Origin of the sequence: Variovorax sp. MHTC-1 (genome assembly GCF_003984645.1) — a bacterium.
Classification (GTDB): domain Bacteria; phylum Pseudomonadota; class Gammaproteobacteria; order Burkholderiales; family Burkholderiaceae_C; genus Variovorax.
The window spans coordinates 58,366-72,897 of the sequence record NZ_RWKI01000011.1 but is presented as its reverse complement, the minus strand read 5'-3'; the positions used below and the strand labels follow the sequence as shown (position 1 = coordinate 72,897).

At 66.9% G+C, this 14,532-nt stretch carries 15 protein-coding genes and 1 riboswitch; of the genes, 10 read left to right on the top strand and 5 right to left on the bottom strand.

Annotated features, from left to right (window positions below; translation table 11 throughout):
* The first annotated feature begins 60 nt into the window (after positions 1–60).
* On the top strand, positions 61–1,017 hold the full coding sequence (locus EJI01_RS18835; protein WP_126838658.1) for a tripartite tricarboxylate transporter substrate binding protein: 957 nt from the start codon (positions 61–63) through the stop codon (positions 1,015–1,017).
* Positions 1,018–1,024: 7 nt separating this feature from the next.
* Positions 1,025–1,462 carry a thioredoxin TrxC gene (trxC, locus tag EJI01_RS18830; RefSeq protein WP_126838657.1) on the top strand — a complete coding sequence of 146 codons (438 nt, stop codon included), beginning with the start codon at positions 1,025–1,027 and terminating at the stop codon, positions 1,460–1,462.
* An 18-nt stretch (positions 1,463–1,480) separates the two neighbouring features.
* On the opposite strand, the gene EJI01_RS18825 is transcribed toward trxC, so the two are convergent.
* Positions 1,481–2,269, bottom strand: a complete 789-nt coding sequence (locus EJI01_RS18825; RefSeq protein ID WP_126838656.1) for an HAD-IIB family hydrolase — start codon at positions 2,267–2,269, stop codon at positions 1,481–1,483.
* A complete protein-coding gene (locus EJI01_RS18820; RefSeq protein ID WP_126838655.1) occupies positions 2,269–3,897 on the bottom strand; it encodes a peptide chain release factor 3 in 1,629 nt (542 codons plus the stop codon). The genes EJI01_RS18825 and EJI01_RS18820 overlap by 1 nt, the downstream gene beginning before the upstream one ends.
* Before the next feature lie 92 nt (positions 3,898–3,989).
* Positions 3,990–4,058, top strand: a riboswitch (S-adenosyl-L-homocysteine riboswitch).
* 65 nt (positions 4,059–4,123) lie between these two features.
* Here EJI01_RS18820 and ahcY point away from each other — a divergent pair.
* The 4 genes from ahcY to EJI01_RS18800 are packed head-to-tail and all read left to right on the top strand — an operon-like array spanning position 4,124 to position 7,936.
* Positions 4,124–5,563: an adenosylhomocysteinase gene (ahcY, locus tag EJI01_RS18815; RefSeq protein WP_126838654.1), complete on the top strand. Its 1,440-nt coding sequence runs from the start codon at positions 4,124–4,126 to the stop codon at positions 5,561–5,563.
* 9 nt (positions 5,564–5,572) lie between these two features.
* A complete protein-coding gene (locus tag EJI01_RS18810; protein ID WP_126838653.1) occupies positions 5,573–6,451 on the top strand; it encodes a TlyA family RNA methyltransferase in 879 nt (292 codons plus the stop codon).
* A complete protein-coding gene (metF, locus tag EJI01_RS18805; protein WP_126838713.1) occupies positions 6,429–7,262 on the top strand; it encodes a methylenetetrahydrofolate reductase [NAD(P)H] in 834 nt (277 codons plus the stop codon). Before EJI01_RS18810 ends, metF begins: the two co-directional genes overlap by 23 nt.
* Positions 7,259–7,936, top strand: coding sequence for a septal ring lytic transglycosylase RlpA family protein (locus EJI01_RS18800; RefSeq protein ID WP_126838652.1), 678 nt, complete (start codon positions 7,259–7,261; stop codon positions 7,934–7,936). The genes metF and EJI01_RS18800 overlap by 4 nt, the downstream gene beginning before the upstream one ends.
* A 19-nt stretch (positions 7,937–7,955) precedes the next feature.
* Here the strand turns inward: EJI01_RS18800 and EJI01_RS18795 are convergent, their stop codons facing one another.
* A complete protein-coding gene (locus EJI01_RS18795; protein ID WP_126838651.1) occupies positions 7,956–8,855 on the bottom strand; it encodes a 23S rRNA (adenine(2030)-N(6))-methyltransferase RlmJ in 900 nt (299 codons plus the stop codon).
* A 118-nt stretch (positions 8,856–8,973) separates the two neighbouring features.
* Between EJI01_RS18795 and EJI01_RS18790 the strand changes: the two genes are divergently transcribed.
* The 4 genes from EJI01_RS18790 to erpA all read left to right on the top strand — a co-directional run bounded on the left by EJI01_RS18790 (position 8,974) and on the right by erpA (position 11,882).
* Positions 8,974–10,407 (top strand): hypothetical protein, encoded by a 1,434-nt coding sequence (locus EJI01_RS18790; RefSeq protein WP_126838650.1) that lies wholly within the window; start codon positions 8,974–8,976, stop codon positions 10,405–10,407.
* Between the two features lie 154 nt (positions 10,408–10,561).
* Positions 10,562–10,993 (top strand): 50S ribosomal protein L13, encoded by a 432-nt coding sequence (gene rplM / locus EJI01_RS18785; RefSeq protein WP_028249522.1) that lies wholly within the window; start codon positions 10,562–10,564, stop codon positions 10,991–10,993.
* 12 nt (positions 10,994–11,005) lie between these two features.
* A complete protein-coding gene (rpsI, locus tag EJI01_RS18780) occupies positions 11,006–11,398 on the top strand; it encodes a 30S ribosomal protein S9 (RefSeq protein ID WP_093109516.1) in 393 nt (130 codons plus the stop codon).
* Between the two features lie 118 nt (positions 11,399–11,516).
* On the top strand, positions 11,517–11,882 hold the full coding sequence (gene erpA / locus EJI01_RS18775; RefSeq protein ID WP_126838649.1) for an iron-sulfur cluster insertion protein ErpA: 366 nt from the start codon (positions 11,517–11,519) through the stop codon (positions 11,880–11,882).
* A 65-nt stretch (positions 11,883–11,947) separates the two neighbouring features.
* Here erpA and EJI01_RS18770 read toward each other — a convergent pair whose 3' ends face one another.
* Positions 11,948–13,063 (bottom strand): anhydro-N-acetylmuramic acid kinase, encoded by a 1,116-nt coding sequence (locus EJI01_RS18770; RefSeq protein ID WP_126838648.1) that lies wholly within the window; start codon positions 13,061–13,063, stop codon positions 11,948–11,950.
* 105 nt (positions 13,064–13,168) lie between these two features.
* Positions 13,169–14,518 carry a M23 family metallopeptidase gene (locus EJI01_RS18765; RefSeq protein WP_126838647.1) on the bottom strand — a complete coding sequence of 450 codons (1,350 nt, stop codon included), beginning with the start codon at positions 14,516–14,518 and terminating at the stop codon, positions 13,169–13,171.
* Positions 14,519–14,532: the final 14 nt, after the last annotated feature.

Sequence of the window (14,532 nt, the reverse complement as noted above, 5' to 3'; positions counted from 1 at the left end):
GATTGCCCTCGCGGCGAGCGCGCTGCCAAATGGCGGGTTCTTCAGTCCGGAGCCAGCCTCATGTTTCGTCGTTCCCTCTTGTGCCTTGCCCTGCTCGGCTTCGCGGCCACAGCCGCCCATGCGCAAGCCTTTCCGAGCCGGCCCATCAAGCTGGTGATCGCCTTTCCCGCGGGCGGCCCGACCGACATCACGATGCGGCAGCTGGCCGAGAACGCCTCGAAGATCATCGGCCAGCCGGTCGTGGTCGAGAACAAGCCCGGCGCCGGCGGCACCCTGCCGGCGCAGGCGCTGCAGACAGCGCCCGCCGACGGCTACACCGTCGCCCAGATCCCGCTCGGCGTGTTCCGCCTGCCCTACACGACCAAGATCAACTGGGATCCGGTCAAGGACATCAGCTACGTCATCAACGTCACCGGCTACGCCTTCGGCATCGTCGTGCCGGCCGACAGTCCGTTCAAGACATGGAAGGACTTCGTTGCCTATGCCAAGGCCAATCCCGGCAGGCTGACCTATGGCTCTACCGGCAACCTGACCAGCCCCCACCTCACCACCGAGCTGATCGCGCAGCAACTGGGCATCCAACTGCAGCATGTGCCCTACAAGGGCAGCGCCGACCTGATGCTCGCCGTGCTCAGCGGCCAGCTGATGGCTGCGGCCGACAGCACCGGCTTCGCGCCGCAGGTGGAGGCAGGCAAGCTGCGCGTGCTCAACACCTGGGGCGAGAAGCGGCTGGCCAAGTTCCCCGATGCGCCGACGCTCAAGGAGCTGGGCCTGGACATCGTGCAGAACTCGCCTTTCGGCATCGGCGCGCCCAAGGGGACGCCGCCCGATGTGGTCAAGAAGCTGCACGATGCCTTCAAGCAGGCGATGGAAGAACCCAGCTACGTGGCCTCGCTGGGCCGCTACGACATGCTGCCGAACTACATGAGCTCCGCCGACTACGCGAAGTTCGCGCAGACCACCTTCATGCGCGAGAAGGCGCTGATCGAGAAGCTGGGGCTCGCCAAGACGCAGTGAGTGCGCGATGAGCGAATCGCTGCACGTCGTCTGCCCGCATTGCCACACGACCAACCGTGTGCAGAGCTCGCAACTGGGCAGCGCGCCCGACTGCGGCAGCTGCCACCGGCCTCTGTTCACCGGCCATTCCACCGCGCTGGACGAAGCTGCCTTCGACCGCCATGTCGGCCGCAACCAGATCCCGGTGCTGGTCGACTTCTGGGCGCCGTGGTGCGGTCCCTGCATCCAGATGGCACCCGCCTTCGAGCAGGCGGCCGCCCAGCTCGAGCCGCAGTTCCGGCTGGCCAAGGTCGACACAGAAGCTGTGCCAGCGCTCGGTGCGCGCTTCGGCATCCGGAGTATTCCTACCTTGGCGCTGTTCAGCGCCGGGCGGGAAGTCGCGCGCCAGGCAGGTGCGATGGGCAGCGCCGATATCGTGCGCTGGGCAAAGGCGCAGCTTCCATAGCGCCGCGCGCCGATCGCCTCAGCGGATGTCGAGCACCGCGGCCGCCACTTGCGCGAAGCCGGCGCCGCGTTCGCCGGCGCTGATGTAGCGCGGCAGCGTCGCCAGCTGCGCCTCGAAGCGGCGGATGTTGGCCACGCCCACGCTGTGCGGGAAGCGCTCGAACATCAGCACGTCGTTGGTCGAGTCGCCCACGTAGACCCAGCGATCGAGCTCGGCCCTTAGGTCGCGGCCGAAGAGCCCGCGCACGATCCAGCAGGCGCCGACCCACTTGTTGTGGTCGCCGAACCAGCCGTTGATGTGGATCGAGCTCACGGTCGCGTTCATGCCTTCGGCGCGCATGATCTGCACCGCCTGCGCGATCTGCGCTTCGCTCAGGTGGGCGAACTCGCTGTGGTCGATCGCGATGTCGGTCTCGCGTCCCGGAGAGTCGGTGGCGCGCCTGGCGCCCGGCACTTCGCGTTCGATGCGCGCGAGCGCTTGCTGCATGTGCCCGAAGTTGAGGTCGCGCGTCGCGGCATCCTGGCGGTAGCGCTTCTCGACCTCCCCCGAGGGCGCGGGCACGAGCGCCACGGCGCCGTTCTCGGCAACCATGGCATCGACCGGCCAGACCAGCGCGAAGGGCGCGCACCAGCCGACCGAGCGGCCGGTGATCGCGATCACCGGCAGGCCGGCCGCCTTCAGCGCGTGCAGCGCCTGCAGCGCGTCGGGCGTGATCGCGCCCTCGGTGGTCAGCGTGTCGTCGATGTCGGTGAGGATGCCGGTGATCCGCCGGCGATCTTCAGTGGGCCATGCGCTCAGTGGAAGCATCAACCGGCCGTTTGAAGTGCAAGCCCCGCATGCTCGCGCAGCGGATGGAAATGGATCTTGGGAAAACGCTCCTGCGCCAGCCGCACGTCGTAGGGCGAGGTGCAGAGATAGGCCAGCGTATCGGCCGCATCGCGTGCCATGCGGGCCGGGTAGGCGTCGGTGAAGGCGCGCAGCTCGGCCGGCGTGTCGGCCGTGATCCAGCGCGCGCCGGTGTACTGGCAGCCTTCCAGCCGCACGTCGGCGTCGTACTCGGTCTTCAGCCGGTGCTGCACCACTTCGAACTGCAGTTGTCCGACAGCACCCAGCAGCATCGGGCCGCCGACCTCGGGCCGGAACACCTGGATCGCGCCCTCCTCGCCGAGCTGGGCCAGGCCCTGCTGCAGCTGCTTGGTGCGCAGCGGGTTCTTGAGGATCACGGTCATGAACAGTTCGGGCGCGAAGAAGGGCAGGCCGGTGAACTGCAGCGAGGCGCCGTCGGTGATGGTGTCGCCCAGCTGCACGCCGCCATGCGTGGTGAAGCCGACGATGTCGCCCGCATAGGCCTCTTCTACCGCCTCGCGGCGCTGGCTCATGAAGGTCACGACGCTGGTCGGACGCAGCTCCTTGGCGGTGCGCTGCACCTTGAGCTTCATGCCCGGCGTGTACTTGCCCGAGGCCATTCGCACGAAGGCGATGCGGTCGCGGTGATTGGCGTCCATGTTGGCCTGCACCTTGAACACCACGCCGGCGAAGTCCTTGTCCTCGGGCTGGATCTCGCGCACCACCGGCTGGCGGTTGACCAGCGTGGTGCTGGTGCGCGGCTGCGGCGGCGGCGCCAGGTCGACCAGCGCATCGAGCACTTCCATCACGCCGAAGTTGTTGACGCCGGAGCCGAAGAACACCGGTGTCTGCCTGCCGGCGAGGAAGGCCTCGCGGTCCCAGGTGGGCGAGGCGCCGGTAGCGAGTTCCATGCTTTCCATGGCGGTGTCGAACTCGTGCCCGAAGCGCTTCTGCAGCGCTTCGCGCTCGGCCAGCGGCATGGCTTCGAAGTCCTGCGGCAGGCGCTCGCTGCCCGACTCGAACACCGTCATCGCCTGCGTGCGCAGGTTGACGATGCCGCCGAAGCTCTTGCCCTGGCCCACCGGCCAGGTCATCGGCACGCAGGGCATGCCGAGTTCGCGCTCGATCTCGTCGAGCAGTTCCAGCGGCTCGCGCACCTCGCGGTCCATCTTGTTGACGAAGGTGATGATCGGCGTGTCGCGTTGGCGGCAGACCTCGATCAGCCGGCGCGTCTGCGCCTCGACGCCGTTGGCCGCGTCGATCACCATCAAGGCCGAGTCGACGGCGGTCAGCACGCGGTAGGTGTCCTCGGAGAAGTCCTTGTGGCCGGGCGTGTCGAGCAGGTTGATCACGTGCTCGCGGTAGACCATCTGCATCACCGAGCTGGCTACCGAGATGCCGCGCTGCTTCTCGATCTCCATCCAGTCTGAGGTGGCGTGGCGCGATGCCTTGCGCGCCTTCACCGAGCCGGCGATCTGGATTGCGCCGGAGAACAGCAGCAGTTTCTCGGTCAGCGTGGTCTTGCCGGCGTCGGGGTGGGAAATGATCGCGAAGGTGCGACGGCGGCGGGTTTCGGAGGCGAAAGACATGGGAGGGGCGAATCGGAAGAGGCCACAGGCGTCGGGCCAACCCGCGATTATCGATGCCCGTGCCATCCCGGCGCTGCTCGGGTAAAATCCGCCGTTCCGAGGAGCGTTGCAGCGCCGCCAGGCGTGAGGCTCGGACCCCATCGCAACCACGCTCACCCGCTGTTCTCGCGGTGAGTCTCATCCTCCGAAGGCAGCGGCATCATTCAAAACTTGTTTTGGAGTCCACATGAGCGCCGTTCTCAAATCTTCCCCGGTGTCCACCGCCGACCAAGCCATCGCCGACCTGTCCCTTGCCGCCTGGGGCCGCAAGGAAATCCGCATCGCGGAAACCGAAATGCCCGGCCTGATGGCCATCCGCGAAGAGTTCGCCAAGAGCCAGCCGCTGAAGGGCGCACGCATCACAGGCTCGCTGCACATGACGATCCAGACTGCGGTGCTGATCGAAACCCTGCAGGCGCTGGGCGCCACCGTGCGCTGGGCCTCGTGCAACATCTTCTCGACGCAAGATCACGCGGCCGCTGCCATCGCAGCCACCAACACGCCGGTGTTCGCGATCAAGGGCGAGTCGCTGGAAGACTACTGGGACTACACCCACCGCATCTTCGACTTCGGCCCCAAGGGCTCGGCCGGCGAAGGCCCGAACATGATCCTGGACGACGGCGGCGACGCCACCCTGCTGATGCATCTGGGCCAGAAGGCCGAGAAGGACCAGAGCGTGCTGGCCAACCCGACCAGCGACGAGGAGCGCATCCTCTACGCCGCGATCAAGGCCAAACTGGCGGTCGACGCCACCTGGTACACACGCAAGTCGGCCGAGATCATCGGCGTGACCGAAGAAACCACCACCGGCGTGCATCGCCTGAACGAGATGAGCGCCAAGGGCACCTTGCTGTTCCGCGCCATCAACGTCAACGACTCGGTGACCAAGAGCAAGTTCGACAACCTCTACGGCTGCCGCGAGTCGCTGGTGGACGGCATCAAGCGCGCCACCGACGTGATGATCGCCGGCAAGGTGGCCTGCGTGGCCGGCTACGGCGACGTCGGCAAGGGCTCGGCCCAGGCGCTGCGCGCGCTGAGCGCCCAGGTGTGGGTGACCGAGATCGATCCCATCAACGCGCTGCAGGCCGCGATGGAAGGCTACAAGGTCGTGACCATGGAGTACGCGGCCGACAAGGCCGACATCTTCGTGACCACCACCGGCAACCGCGACGTGATCCGCCACGAGCACATGGCAGCGATGAAGGACCAGGCGATCGTCTGCAACATCGGCCATTTCGACAACGAGATCGCCGTCGCCTCGCTCGAGAAGTACGAGTGGGAAGAGATCAAGCCGCAGGTCGACCACATCACCTTCCCCGACGGCAAGAAGATCATTCTGCTGGCCAAAGGCCGCCTCGTGAACCTGGGCTGCGGCACGGGCCACCCGAGCTTCGTGATGTCCTCTTCCTTCGCCAACCAGACCATCGCCCAGATCGAGCTCTTCACCAAGCCCGACGCCTACCAGGCCGGCAAGGTCTACGTGCTGCCCAAGCATCTCGACGAGAAGGTCGCGCGCCTGCACCTGAAGAAGGTCGGCGCCATGCTGACCGAGCTGACCGACGAGCAGGCCGCCTACATCGGCGTGAACAAGAACGGCCCTTACAAGCCGGACACCTACCGCTATTGAGCTGAGCGCGTGCGCGCCGATCAGTTGCTCGTCGAACGCGGCCTGGCCGCCTCGCGCTCGCAGGCCGTGCGGTTGATCGCGGCCGGCCTGCGCTGGCGCGACGGCACGACATGGCGCGTGGTCGGCAAGAACCGCGACGAGGTGCCGGAGACGGCGGAACTCGAGCTTGTCGATGCGGCCGAGGCGCGCTATGTCTCGCGCGGCGGACTCAAGCTCGAGGGCGCGCTCGCCGCGACCGGCATCGATGTGCACGGCAAGCGCTGCCTCGACGTCGGCCAGTCGACCGGCGGCTTCACCGACTGCCTGCTGCAGTGCGGTGCCGAGCACGTGGTGGGCGTGGACGTGGGCCATGGCCAGCTGCATGCACGGATACGCGGCGATGCACGCGTGACGGCGGTCGAAGGCGTCAATGCGCGCACGCTCGACGCTTCGGCCTGGGCCGATGCCTCGCCCGGCTACACGCATTTCGATCTGATTGTCGGCGATCTCTCGTTCATCTCGCTCACGCTGGTGCTGCCCGCGCTGATACCGTTGCTGAAGGAGGCAGCCCCCACGCTCGGCACTGACGTGTCCTCGCTGCCCCCCGAGGGGGCGCGCGCGTCTTGGGGCGGCCCGGCGGCGCGCGGCGGTGAACTCCTGATGCTGGTCAAGCCGCAGTTCGAACTGCAGCCGGGGCAGGTCGGCAAGGGCGGCATCGTGCGCGATGCGGCGCTCTTTGCGGTGGTCGAACAGCGCCTGCGCACAGCGTGCGCGGAGCTCGGCCTGCGCGTCGCCGCGTGGTTCGACAGCCCGATCGCGGGCGGCGATGGCAACCGCGAATTCTTCATTCATGCCGTTCGTGCGAACGGCCAACCAGGAGCCGGCCGTGCGCCTTCCGTTGAGCTTTGAATTCTTTCCGCCGAAGACGCCCGAAGGCGCGGCCAAGCTGCGCACCGTGCGCCAGCAGCTCTATGCGAGGCGGCCCGAGTTCTGCTCGGTGACTTATGGCGCGGGCGGCTCCACGCACGAAGGCACTTTCGGCACGGTGCGCGAGATTCTCGGCGAAGGCGTCGATGCGGCCTGCCATTTTTCCTGCATCGGTGCCACGCGCAGCACGGTGCGCGAGCAACTGGCGGAACTCAAGGCCATGGGCGTCAAGCGCCTGGTCGCGCTGCGCGGCGATTTGCCGAGCGGCTACGGCATGGGCGGCGAGTTCCACCATGCGAGCGACCTCGTCGCCTTCATCCGTGAAGAGACCGGCCGCGACTTCCACATCGAGGTCGCCTGCTATCCCGAAGTGCATCCGCAGGCGCGCTCGCCCGAAGCGGACCTGCAGGCCTTCGCGGCCAAGGTGCATGCGGGCGCCGACTCGGCGATCACGCAGTACTTCTTCAGCCCCGAAGCCTACTTCCGCTTCGTCGACGAAGCGCGCAAGTTGGGTTTGGCGACGCCCATCGTGCCGGGCATCATGCCGATCACGAGCTCGACCCAGCTGATGCGCTTTTCCGATGCCTGCGGGGCCGAGATCCCGCGCTGGGTCCGCCTGCGGCTGCAGGGCTTCGGCGACGACACGGCCTCGATCAAGGCCTTCGGCCTCGACGTGGTGGCCGATCTCTGCGCGCGCCTGGCCGGCGGCGGCGCGCCGGCGATCCACTTCTACACGATGAACCAGTCGGTGGCGACGCTTGCGTTGCTGGAGCGGCTGGGCTGGGACGAATGAGGTCGCGCCTCCTGGCCGGCCGGCTGGCGCTCGTCGCCGCGGCCGTCTGGCTGGCGGCTTGCACCACGCAGCCTCCCTCGTCCTCGCCGAGCGAAGGCGCGCAAGGATTGCGGCCTCTGGCGCGGCAGCCCGCACTGCCGCCCGGCGCGCCGCCGCGTTCGCAGGTGCCGTCGGTGCGCTATGAGCTCGCGGGGCCGGGTGCCGACGAATTGCCGGACGACGGCGCACCGGGCGACGAAGGCCCGCGAGAAATCCATGAGCGCGGCGGCGCTTCCTGGTACGGCATCCAGTTCCACCAGCGCAAGACCGCGAACGGCGAGCGCTTCGACATGACCGCCATGACGGCCGCGCACAAGACGCTGCCCTTCAACACCCGCGTCTGCGTGCGCAGCCTGGTGAACGGGCGCGAAGTGCTGGTCCGCATCAATGACCGCGGGCCCTATGCATCGGGCCGCATCATCGACCTGAGCCGTGCGGCGGCCGAGGCGATCGGCATGCTGGGGATGGGCATCAAGCAGGTCGCGTTGTCGATCATGGACAAGAACGGCGCGCGCTGTGCCGGCACGGCGGTCGAGACCAATGCGGCGGATGCGGTGCCGGACGTCACCCCCGCGCCTGCCAGGAAGCGCGCGGCCAGGAAGAGCCGCGAGGTGCCGCCGCGCCTGCGGCGCTGAGCGCGCCTGCGCGGCCGGCTCAGCCGCCGCTCTCGAGCGAGGAGGCCGCGTGGCGATCCTGCCCGAGGCGTTGCACCATCTGCGGCAACGCGGGCTCGAGCAGCGCCTTCAGCGTGTACGGCGGATTGATCAGGAACATGCCGCTTGCGGGCAGGCCCGGCCGATGCGTGGCGCCCGAGGCATCGGTTACGATCTTGCTCGACTTCACCGTCAGCGTCGCGTGCAGCCAGGACTTGCCGGCCTTGGTGGCCAGCGTCTTGAGCCGGCGCGGCAAGTCGTGCGCCTCGGGCCGCGGAATGATCGGATACCACACGGCATAGGTTCCGGTCGCGAAGCGCTTGAGCGCCGCGCTCACGAAGTCGAGCACGCGTGCGTAGTCGCTCTTGATCTCGTAGCTCGGGTCGCACAACACCAGCGCGCGGCGCGAGGGCGGCGGCAGGAACTTGGTCGCGCTGCCGAAGCCGTCCTCGCGCAGCACGGCGATCTGGCGCCCGGCCTCGAGCTGTGCGATGTTGGCGTCGAGGGTGCGCGCGTCGGTCGGGTGCAGCTCGAAGAGCTTGAGCTTGTCATGCTCGCGCAGCAGGTGGTGCGTGATGAAGGGCGAACCGGGGTAGATCCGGGCGCCGCCCTTGGGATTGAAGTCGCGGATTACATCGAGGTAGCGCGCGAGCGCATCGGGCAGCGGCGCCGCCTTGGCGTCCTTCGGCTCCGAGAGCAGACGCAGCACGCCCTCGGCCGCCTCGCCGCTGGTGCCGGCGTAATCGCCGTCGAGCCGGTAGAGACCGGCGCCAGCGTGCGTGTCGACCACCGTCAGGGCGGCCTCTTTTTCGAGCAGGTGCTCGAGCGTGGCGATCAGCACCGTGTGCTTGAGCACGTCGGCGTGGTTGCCGGCATGGAAGGCGTGGCGGTAGCTGAACATGAGAAATAGTGCCTGGAAGATGAACGGGGGAACGCTAGACTCACGCGCCGTAACATTGAATTACAGAGGGTCGAGGATGCGAGGAGTCAGCTGGCGATTCTGGGGCCTGTCGGCTTGGATGATTGCATTGTCGTTGGGGCTGTCGGGCTGCGCCTCTCGACTGGCGGTGGTCAAGAACGAAGAAGCTTTGGGCGGGATCAAGCGCTTGGCCGTTCTCGATGTCGCGCCGCCCAAGTTGATAGCGATTAGTCAAAGTGGTGCCCCGGCCGTCGCAGCGGCGATACCCGGGCTCGGGGTTCTTGGGGCAGCGATCGTTGGCGGCGTTGCTGGCGGTATCGAGGGTGCGATCAAGGGCCGGACGGGGGAATCGCTTCAGAGTCGCTACGCTTCGTCCGGCATCCAGCTGCAGGACGTGCTTGTCGCCTCGCTGGCCGAGCAATTACGTAGACGTGGCTATGAAGTCATCAGGCTCGAGAAGGCGGCCAAGCGCCGCGCTGATGGTCAACTGGACCTAGCCGGGCTGGACATTCAGGCCGATGCTGTTCTGGCAATCGAGTACCTTAGCGTGGGCTATATCTCGCCCGCGTTCAAGTCTTCGTGGCATCCGGTGCTCCAACTGCGCGCGGAACTGGTCGAGATTCCTGCCCGCAGGACGATCTACTCGAAGGCGTGGGCGGCTGCGCCGGTCAATGCCGCCGGCCCGCCCTTGCAGATGGTGAATGAGGGACCCCTGCTCGAATTCGGTTCTGTCGAGCAGTTCGAAGCCCAAGGCCGCAAGTCGATTGAACAGCTCGCGAAGTACCAGGCTTGGATTGCAACGAGATTCATTGCTGATCTCGGTGGGCGGGGCGGCAGCGTCGAGGCGACGGCACTTGCCGCAGATCCACTGCCAGCCGCCGGCGTCCTCGGCCAGCTGTCCGTTGCTTCGCCATCTGGGGCGACTCCCTCGTCCACGGCTGTCGTGCCGTCGGTGCAGCGAGCGGCCGCATCTTCTTCGGCTTTGGTCCAGAACAAGGTGCTCCGACGCGGGGATTCACTCGAGTACGTGCTGGTCGATCAGCTCACGAACGCACGCGCGCCGGTTTTCTATCGGGTTGATCGTGTGGATGGTGAGAACATCTATTTCAACCAAGGGTCGCGCATCGAAAAGTTCGACGGCCAGGTTGTCTCCGTCAGTTCCCCGGTCGGCGGCGTCTTCGACGCGGCATCGCCGCCCGGCGGCTGGGCACGCGTCGATCTGCAAGATGGCGCGAGCTGGCGTGTCGACTATATGGGAATCGGAGCCGAAAAAATCCGATATCAACTCGATGCAACCGTCATGGGCAGCGAGACCGTGCAGGTCGATGGCGTGGACACGGGCGCGCGCCAGATCCTCTACACCGGTTGGATGTACGCGCAGGCCGGAGCGACGCAGCCGCTTCCTTCGCGGTTCCGGGCGAACGTGCTCTATTCCACGGACTTGGGGCGTGTCGTCAAGTTCGATGCGGAGTACCGGCGTGGTGTCGGCAACACCTATCGAGAGAGCCTCGAACTGGTGCGCGTGTGGCGCTGAGTCACGCCTCGGCCAACTTCGGGCTATAATCTTCGGCTTCGCAGCGCTTTAGTGGCCCCGCGGCGAAGCTCCAAACCCCCACCTAAGAGATTCCCGCCAGAGGAACGCCGACCGTGGAAAAGGGCCCGCCAAACCTTCCTTTGCCGGAAAACTCATGACCAAAACGTTCAGCGCCAAGCCCGCTGACGTGACGCACGAGTGGTTTGTGATTGACGCGACCGACAAGGTCCTCGGACGAGTAGCCAGCGAAGTTGCTCTCCGTTTGCGCGGCAAACACAAGGCCATTTACACGCCTCACGTCGATACCGGTGACTTCATCGTCATCATCAACGCAGCCCAGCTGCGCGTCACCGGCGCCAAGCCGCTTGACAAGGTGTACTACCGTCACTCGGGTTATCCGGGCGGCATCACGGCCACCAATTTCCGCGACATGCAAGCCAAGCATCCGGGCCGCGCCCTGGAAAAGGCCGTCAAGGGCATGCTGCCCAAGGGCCCGCTCGGCTACGCGATGATCAAGAAACTCAAGGTGTACGGCGGCGCAGAGCACCCGCATACCGCCCAACAGCCCAAAGTGCTGGAACTGTAAGGAGCCTTGAGAATGATTGGTGAATGGAACAATGGCACCGGCCGTCGCAAATCGAGCGTCGCCCGCGTGTTTCTGAAAAAAGGCACCGGCAAGATCACGGTCAACGGCAAGGACATCCAGGATTTCTTTGGCCGCGAAACCTCGATCATGATCGCCAAGCAACCGCTCTTCTTGACCAACAACGTCGAAACCTTCGACATCATGGTCAACGTGGCGGGCGGCGGCGAATCGGGCCAGGCCGGCGCGACGCGCCACGGCATCACCCGCGCGCTGATCGACTACGACGCGACGCTCAAGCCGGTGTTGAGCCAGGCCGGTTTCGTGACGCGCGATGCGCGCGAGGTCGAGCGCAAGAAGGTCGGTCTGCATTCCGCACGCCGCCGCAAGCAGTTCTCGAAGCGCTGATCGCCCTTTGGGCCTATCGCTCGCACTGTCAAAAAGCCGCCTTCGGGCGGCTTTTTGCTGATTGAAGTAGCATCACCTTCATTGGCCGCTCGTTCGGCCCACACAGGAGTTCTCCCACATGAGTGCCGTTGCCGAAAACATCCAGCCCCAAATGCCCGAGCCGATCGTCTTCACCGACAGTGCGGCCGCCAAGGTGGCCGACCTGATCGCCGAAGAGGGCAACCCCGACCTCAAGCTGCGCGTGTTCGTGCAGGGCGGCGGCTGCTCCGGCTTCCAGTACGGTTTCACCTTCGATGAAATCACCAACGAGGACGACACGACCATGACCAAGAACGGTGTGTCGCTCCTGATCGATGCCATGAGCTACCAGTACCTGGTCGGCGCCGAGATCGACTACAAGGAAGATCTGCAGGGCGCCCAGTTCGTGATCAAGAACCCGAACGCCACCAGCACCTGCGGCTGCGGATCGAGCTTCTCGGCCTGATACCGCCGCACCGTGCCAAAGAGCCGCCTTCGGGCGGCTTTTTGCTGCCTGCCGTTTTCAGCCTTTTAGGCCGGATAGATGGCGCCGAGCACGCGCGCGCCGCGGGCGCCGGTCACGCTGGCGAGGTTGCCGGATTCGCCGCGCATCGTGCTGCGCGCCAGCCAGGCGAAGGCTGCCGCCTCGACCTGCTGCGGCGGCAGGCCGCGGTCGGCGGACGAAACCACCTTCACGGCAGGCAGCAGCGCCTGCAGGCGGGCCAGCAGGTGGTGATTGAGCGCGCCGCCGCCGCAGACGATCAGCAACTGGCTGCCGGCGCCATGGCGCTGCAGATCCGCCGCGCAGACCGTCGCGGTCAGCTCGGCCAGGGTCGCTTGCACGTCGGCCGGTGCGGCCGCCGAGGTGCCCAGATGCGCGGCCAGCCAGGTCGGATTGAACAGATCCCGCCCGGTGCTCTTGGGCGGTGCCTTGGCGAAGTAGGCGTCGGCCCGAAGGCGCGAGAGCAGGTCGGGCAGCACCCGGCCGCTGGCGGCCCACTGGCCGGCATGGTCGAAGGGCTGGCCGATGTGGCTCTGGCACCAGTGGTCGAGCAGCGCGTTGCCCGGCCCGCAATCGAAGCCGAGCACCGTGCCGCTGCCGGCCGGCAGCAGGCTCAGATTGGAGATGCCGCCGATGTTCAGCACCGCGACGACCTGGTCGTCGCGCGCGAACAGCGCCCGATGAAAAGCGGGCACCAGCGGCGCGCCCTGGCCACCGGCTGCGAGATCGCGGCTGCGGAAATCGGCCACCACCCGGATGCCCGTGAGTTCCGCGATCAGCGAGGGATTGTTGATCTGCAGCGTGTAGCCGACCTCGTCGAACTCGCCCGGCCGGTGGCGCACCGTCTGGCCGTGCGCTCCGATGGCCGTCACGGCCTCGGGGGCGGTGCCGGTGTCGGCCAGCAACTGCTGCACCACGCTCGCGTAGATTCTTGCGAGCCCATTGCCGGCCAGTGCGGCTCGATGCAATTCGTTGTCGCCGCCCAGCGCATTGAGCGCCATCAGCTCGGCGCGCAAGGAAACCGGAAAGCTGGCCGAGGCGTGGGCCCGCACCGCGATGCGTCCGTCCGAAAAGTCGGCCAGGACGCCGTCGACGCCGTCGAGCGAAGTGCCGGACATCAGGCCGATGAAGAGTTCTTCAGCCATCGCCGGCAGCGAAAACTAGGCCGACGCCGGACCGCCCCAAGGCCACAAAGCTTCCGCCTCGGGGGCTGGCGAAGCGCACGAAGTGGCAAGCCGGGGGGCTGGCATTCAGTCTGCGCTGGCCTGGACGACCGAGAAAGCCGCTGCCAGCTCGGTGCGCGTGGCAAGGGCCAGGCGCTCGAAGGCCGGCCGCGCCGCCGCGCTGATCGGCACGCCGCCGTCCTGCTGCGCGATGGTGGCCGGGTCCTGGTATTCGCCGTTCACCCGGAACTCGAAGTGCAGGTGCGGTCCGGTGGCCCAGCCGGTGGAGCCGACCGCGCCCACGGTCTGGCCCTGGCTCACGCTTTGCCCGACCTTGACGTCGACGCGGCTCAGGTGCGCGTAGGCCGTCTGCTGGTTGTTGCGGTGATTCACGATCACGATGTTGCCGTAGCCGCTCTGCGTGCCTGCGAATTCCACGGTGCCATCGCCCACGCTGCGCACGGTCGTGCCGGTAGGCGCGGCATAGTCGATGCCGTTGTGCTGGCGCCAGCTGTTGAGGATGGGGTGCATGCGCATCGCGAAGCCGCTCGATACGCGCGAGAACTCGACCGGCGAGCTCAGGTAGGCACGACGCAGGCTGTCGCCGTTGGGACGGTAGTAGCCGCCCTTTTGCCCGGGCTCCTGGAACCACAGGGCCTGGTGCAGCTTGCCGTTGTTCTCGAACTCGGCCGACAGCACGCGGCCGCTGCGCAGGGTCTGCCCGTCGGCATCGAAGGTTTCGTAGACGACGGCGAAGCGGTCGCCCTTGCGCAGCGAGCGGAAATCGACGTCGCCCGAGAAGATGTCGGCCAACTGGCTCGCCACGGAATCGGGGATGCGTGCGTCGTCGGTGGCCGCGAAGAGCGAACTGCGAACGATGCCGCTGGCCAGCCGGCTGCCCGGGGTCAGGGCGTCGGTTTCGGTGCGCACGCGGTAGCCGGTGCCGATCTTTTCGACCACCAGGCGCTTGAAGCCGCCGTCGCCGTCGGGAATCCAGCGGGCGCTGAGTTTTTGCAGGGTGTTTTCTTGCGTGGCCTCGGCGGTCACGGTGCGGCCGACGCGGTTGAACAGGGCGGAGCGGGCCTCGGCATTGCCGCGCACGAAGGCGGCTGCTGCGGCGTCGTCGATGCCCAGTCTGCGCAGCAGCGCTTCGGCCGTGTCGCTGGAGCGGGTGATTTCGGTGCGGAACAGCGTGAAACCGTGGGTATCGAGCGCTTCCACCTGGTCGGCGAAGGAGCGCGGGGTGACGGCTTCGAACACCTGCTTGACCGGCAACTCGGACGCATCGGGGCCGAGCGAGGCGACGGCGAAGGCGCCGCCGCCGGCGGACAGCAGCAGCGCGGCGATGGCCGCCGTGATCTGCTTCGGGTACGTCCGGAATGTATGGGCCACGCGGGAAGCAAGCGCCTCCTCGGCGGCAAGAATGCCGTTGATCAAACTTCGAATTCCAG

What these genes read in the sequence shown, in the direction of transcription:
- EJI01_RS18835 (WP_126838658.1), top strand. Translation starts at nt 61, where the DNA reads ATGTTTCGTCGTTCCCTCTTGTGCCTTGCCCTGCTCGGCTTCGCGGCC.
- trxC (WP_126838657.1), top strand. Translation starts at nt 1,025, where the DNA reads ATGAGCGAATCGCTGCACGTCGTCTGCCCGCATTGCCACACGACCAAC.
- EJI01_RS18825 (WP_126838656.1), bottom strand. Translation starts at nt 2,269, where the DNA reads ATGCTTCCACTGAGCGCATGGCCCACTGAAGATCGCCGGCGGATCACC.
- EJI01_RS18820 (WP_126838655.1), bottom strand. Translation starts at nt 3,897, where the DNA reads ATGTCTTTCGCCTCCGAAACCCGCCGCCGTCGCACCTTCGCGATCATT.
- ahcY (WP_126838654.1), top strand. Translation starts at nt 4,124, where the DNA reads ATGAGCGCCGTTCTCAAATCTTCCCCGGTGTCCACCGCCGACCAAGCC.
- EJI01_RS18800 (WP_126838652.1), top strand. Translation starts at nt 7,259, where the DNA reads ATGAGGTCGCGCCTCCTGGCCGGCCGGCTGGCGCTCGTCGCCGCGGCC.
- EJI01_RS18795 (WP_126838651.1), bottom strand. Translation starts at nt 8,855, where the DNA reads ATGTTCAGCTACCGCCACGCCTTCCATGCCGGCAACCACGCCGACGTG.
- EJI01_RS18790 (WP_126838650.1), top strand. Translation starts at nt 8,974, where the DNA reads ATGATTGCATTGTCGTTGGGGCTGTCGGGCTGCGCCTCTCGACTGGCG.
- rplM (WP_028249522.1), top strand. Translation starts at nt 10,562, where the DNA reads ATGACCAAAACGTTCAGCGCCAAGCCCGCTGACGTGACGCACGAGTGG.
- rpsI (WP_093109516.1), top strand. Translation starts at nt 11,006, where the DNA reads ATGATTGGTGAATGGAACAATGGCACCGGCCGTCGCAAATCGAGCGTC.
- erpA (WP_126838649.1), top strand. Translation starts at nt 11,517, where the DNA reads ATGAGTGCCGTTGCCGAAAACATCCAGCCCCAAATGCCCGAGCCGATC.
- EJI01_RS18770 (WP_126838648.1), bottom strand. Translation starts at nt 13,063, where the DNA reads ATGGCTGAAGAACTCTTCATCGGCCTGATGTCCGGCACTTCGCTCGAC.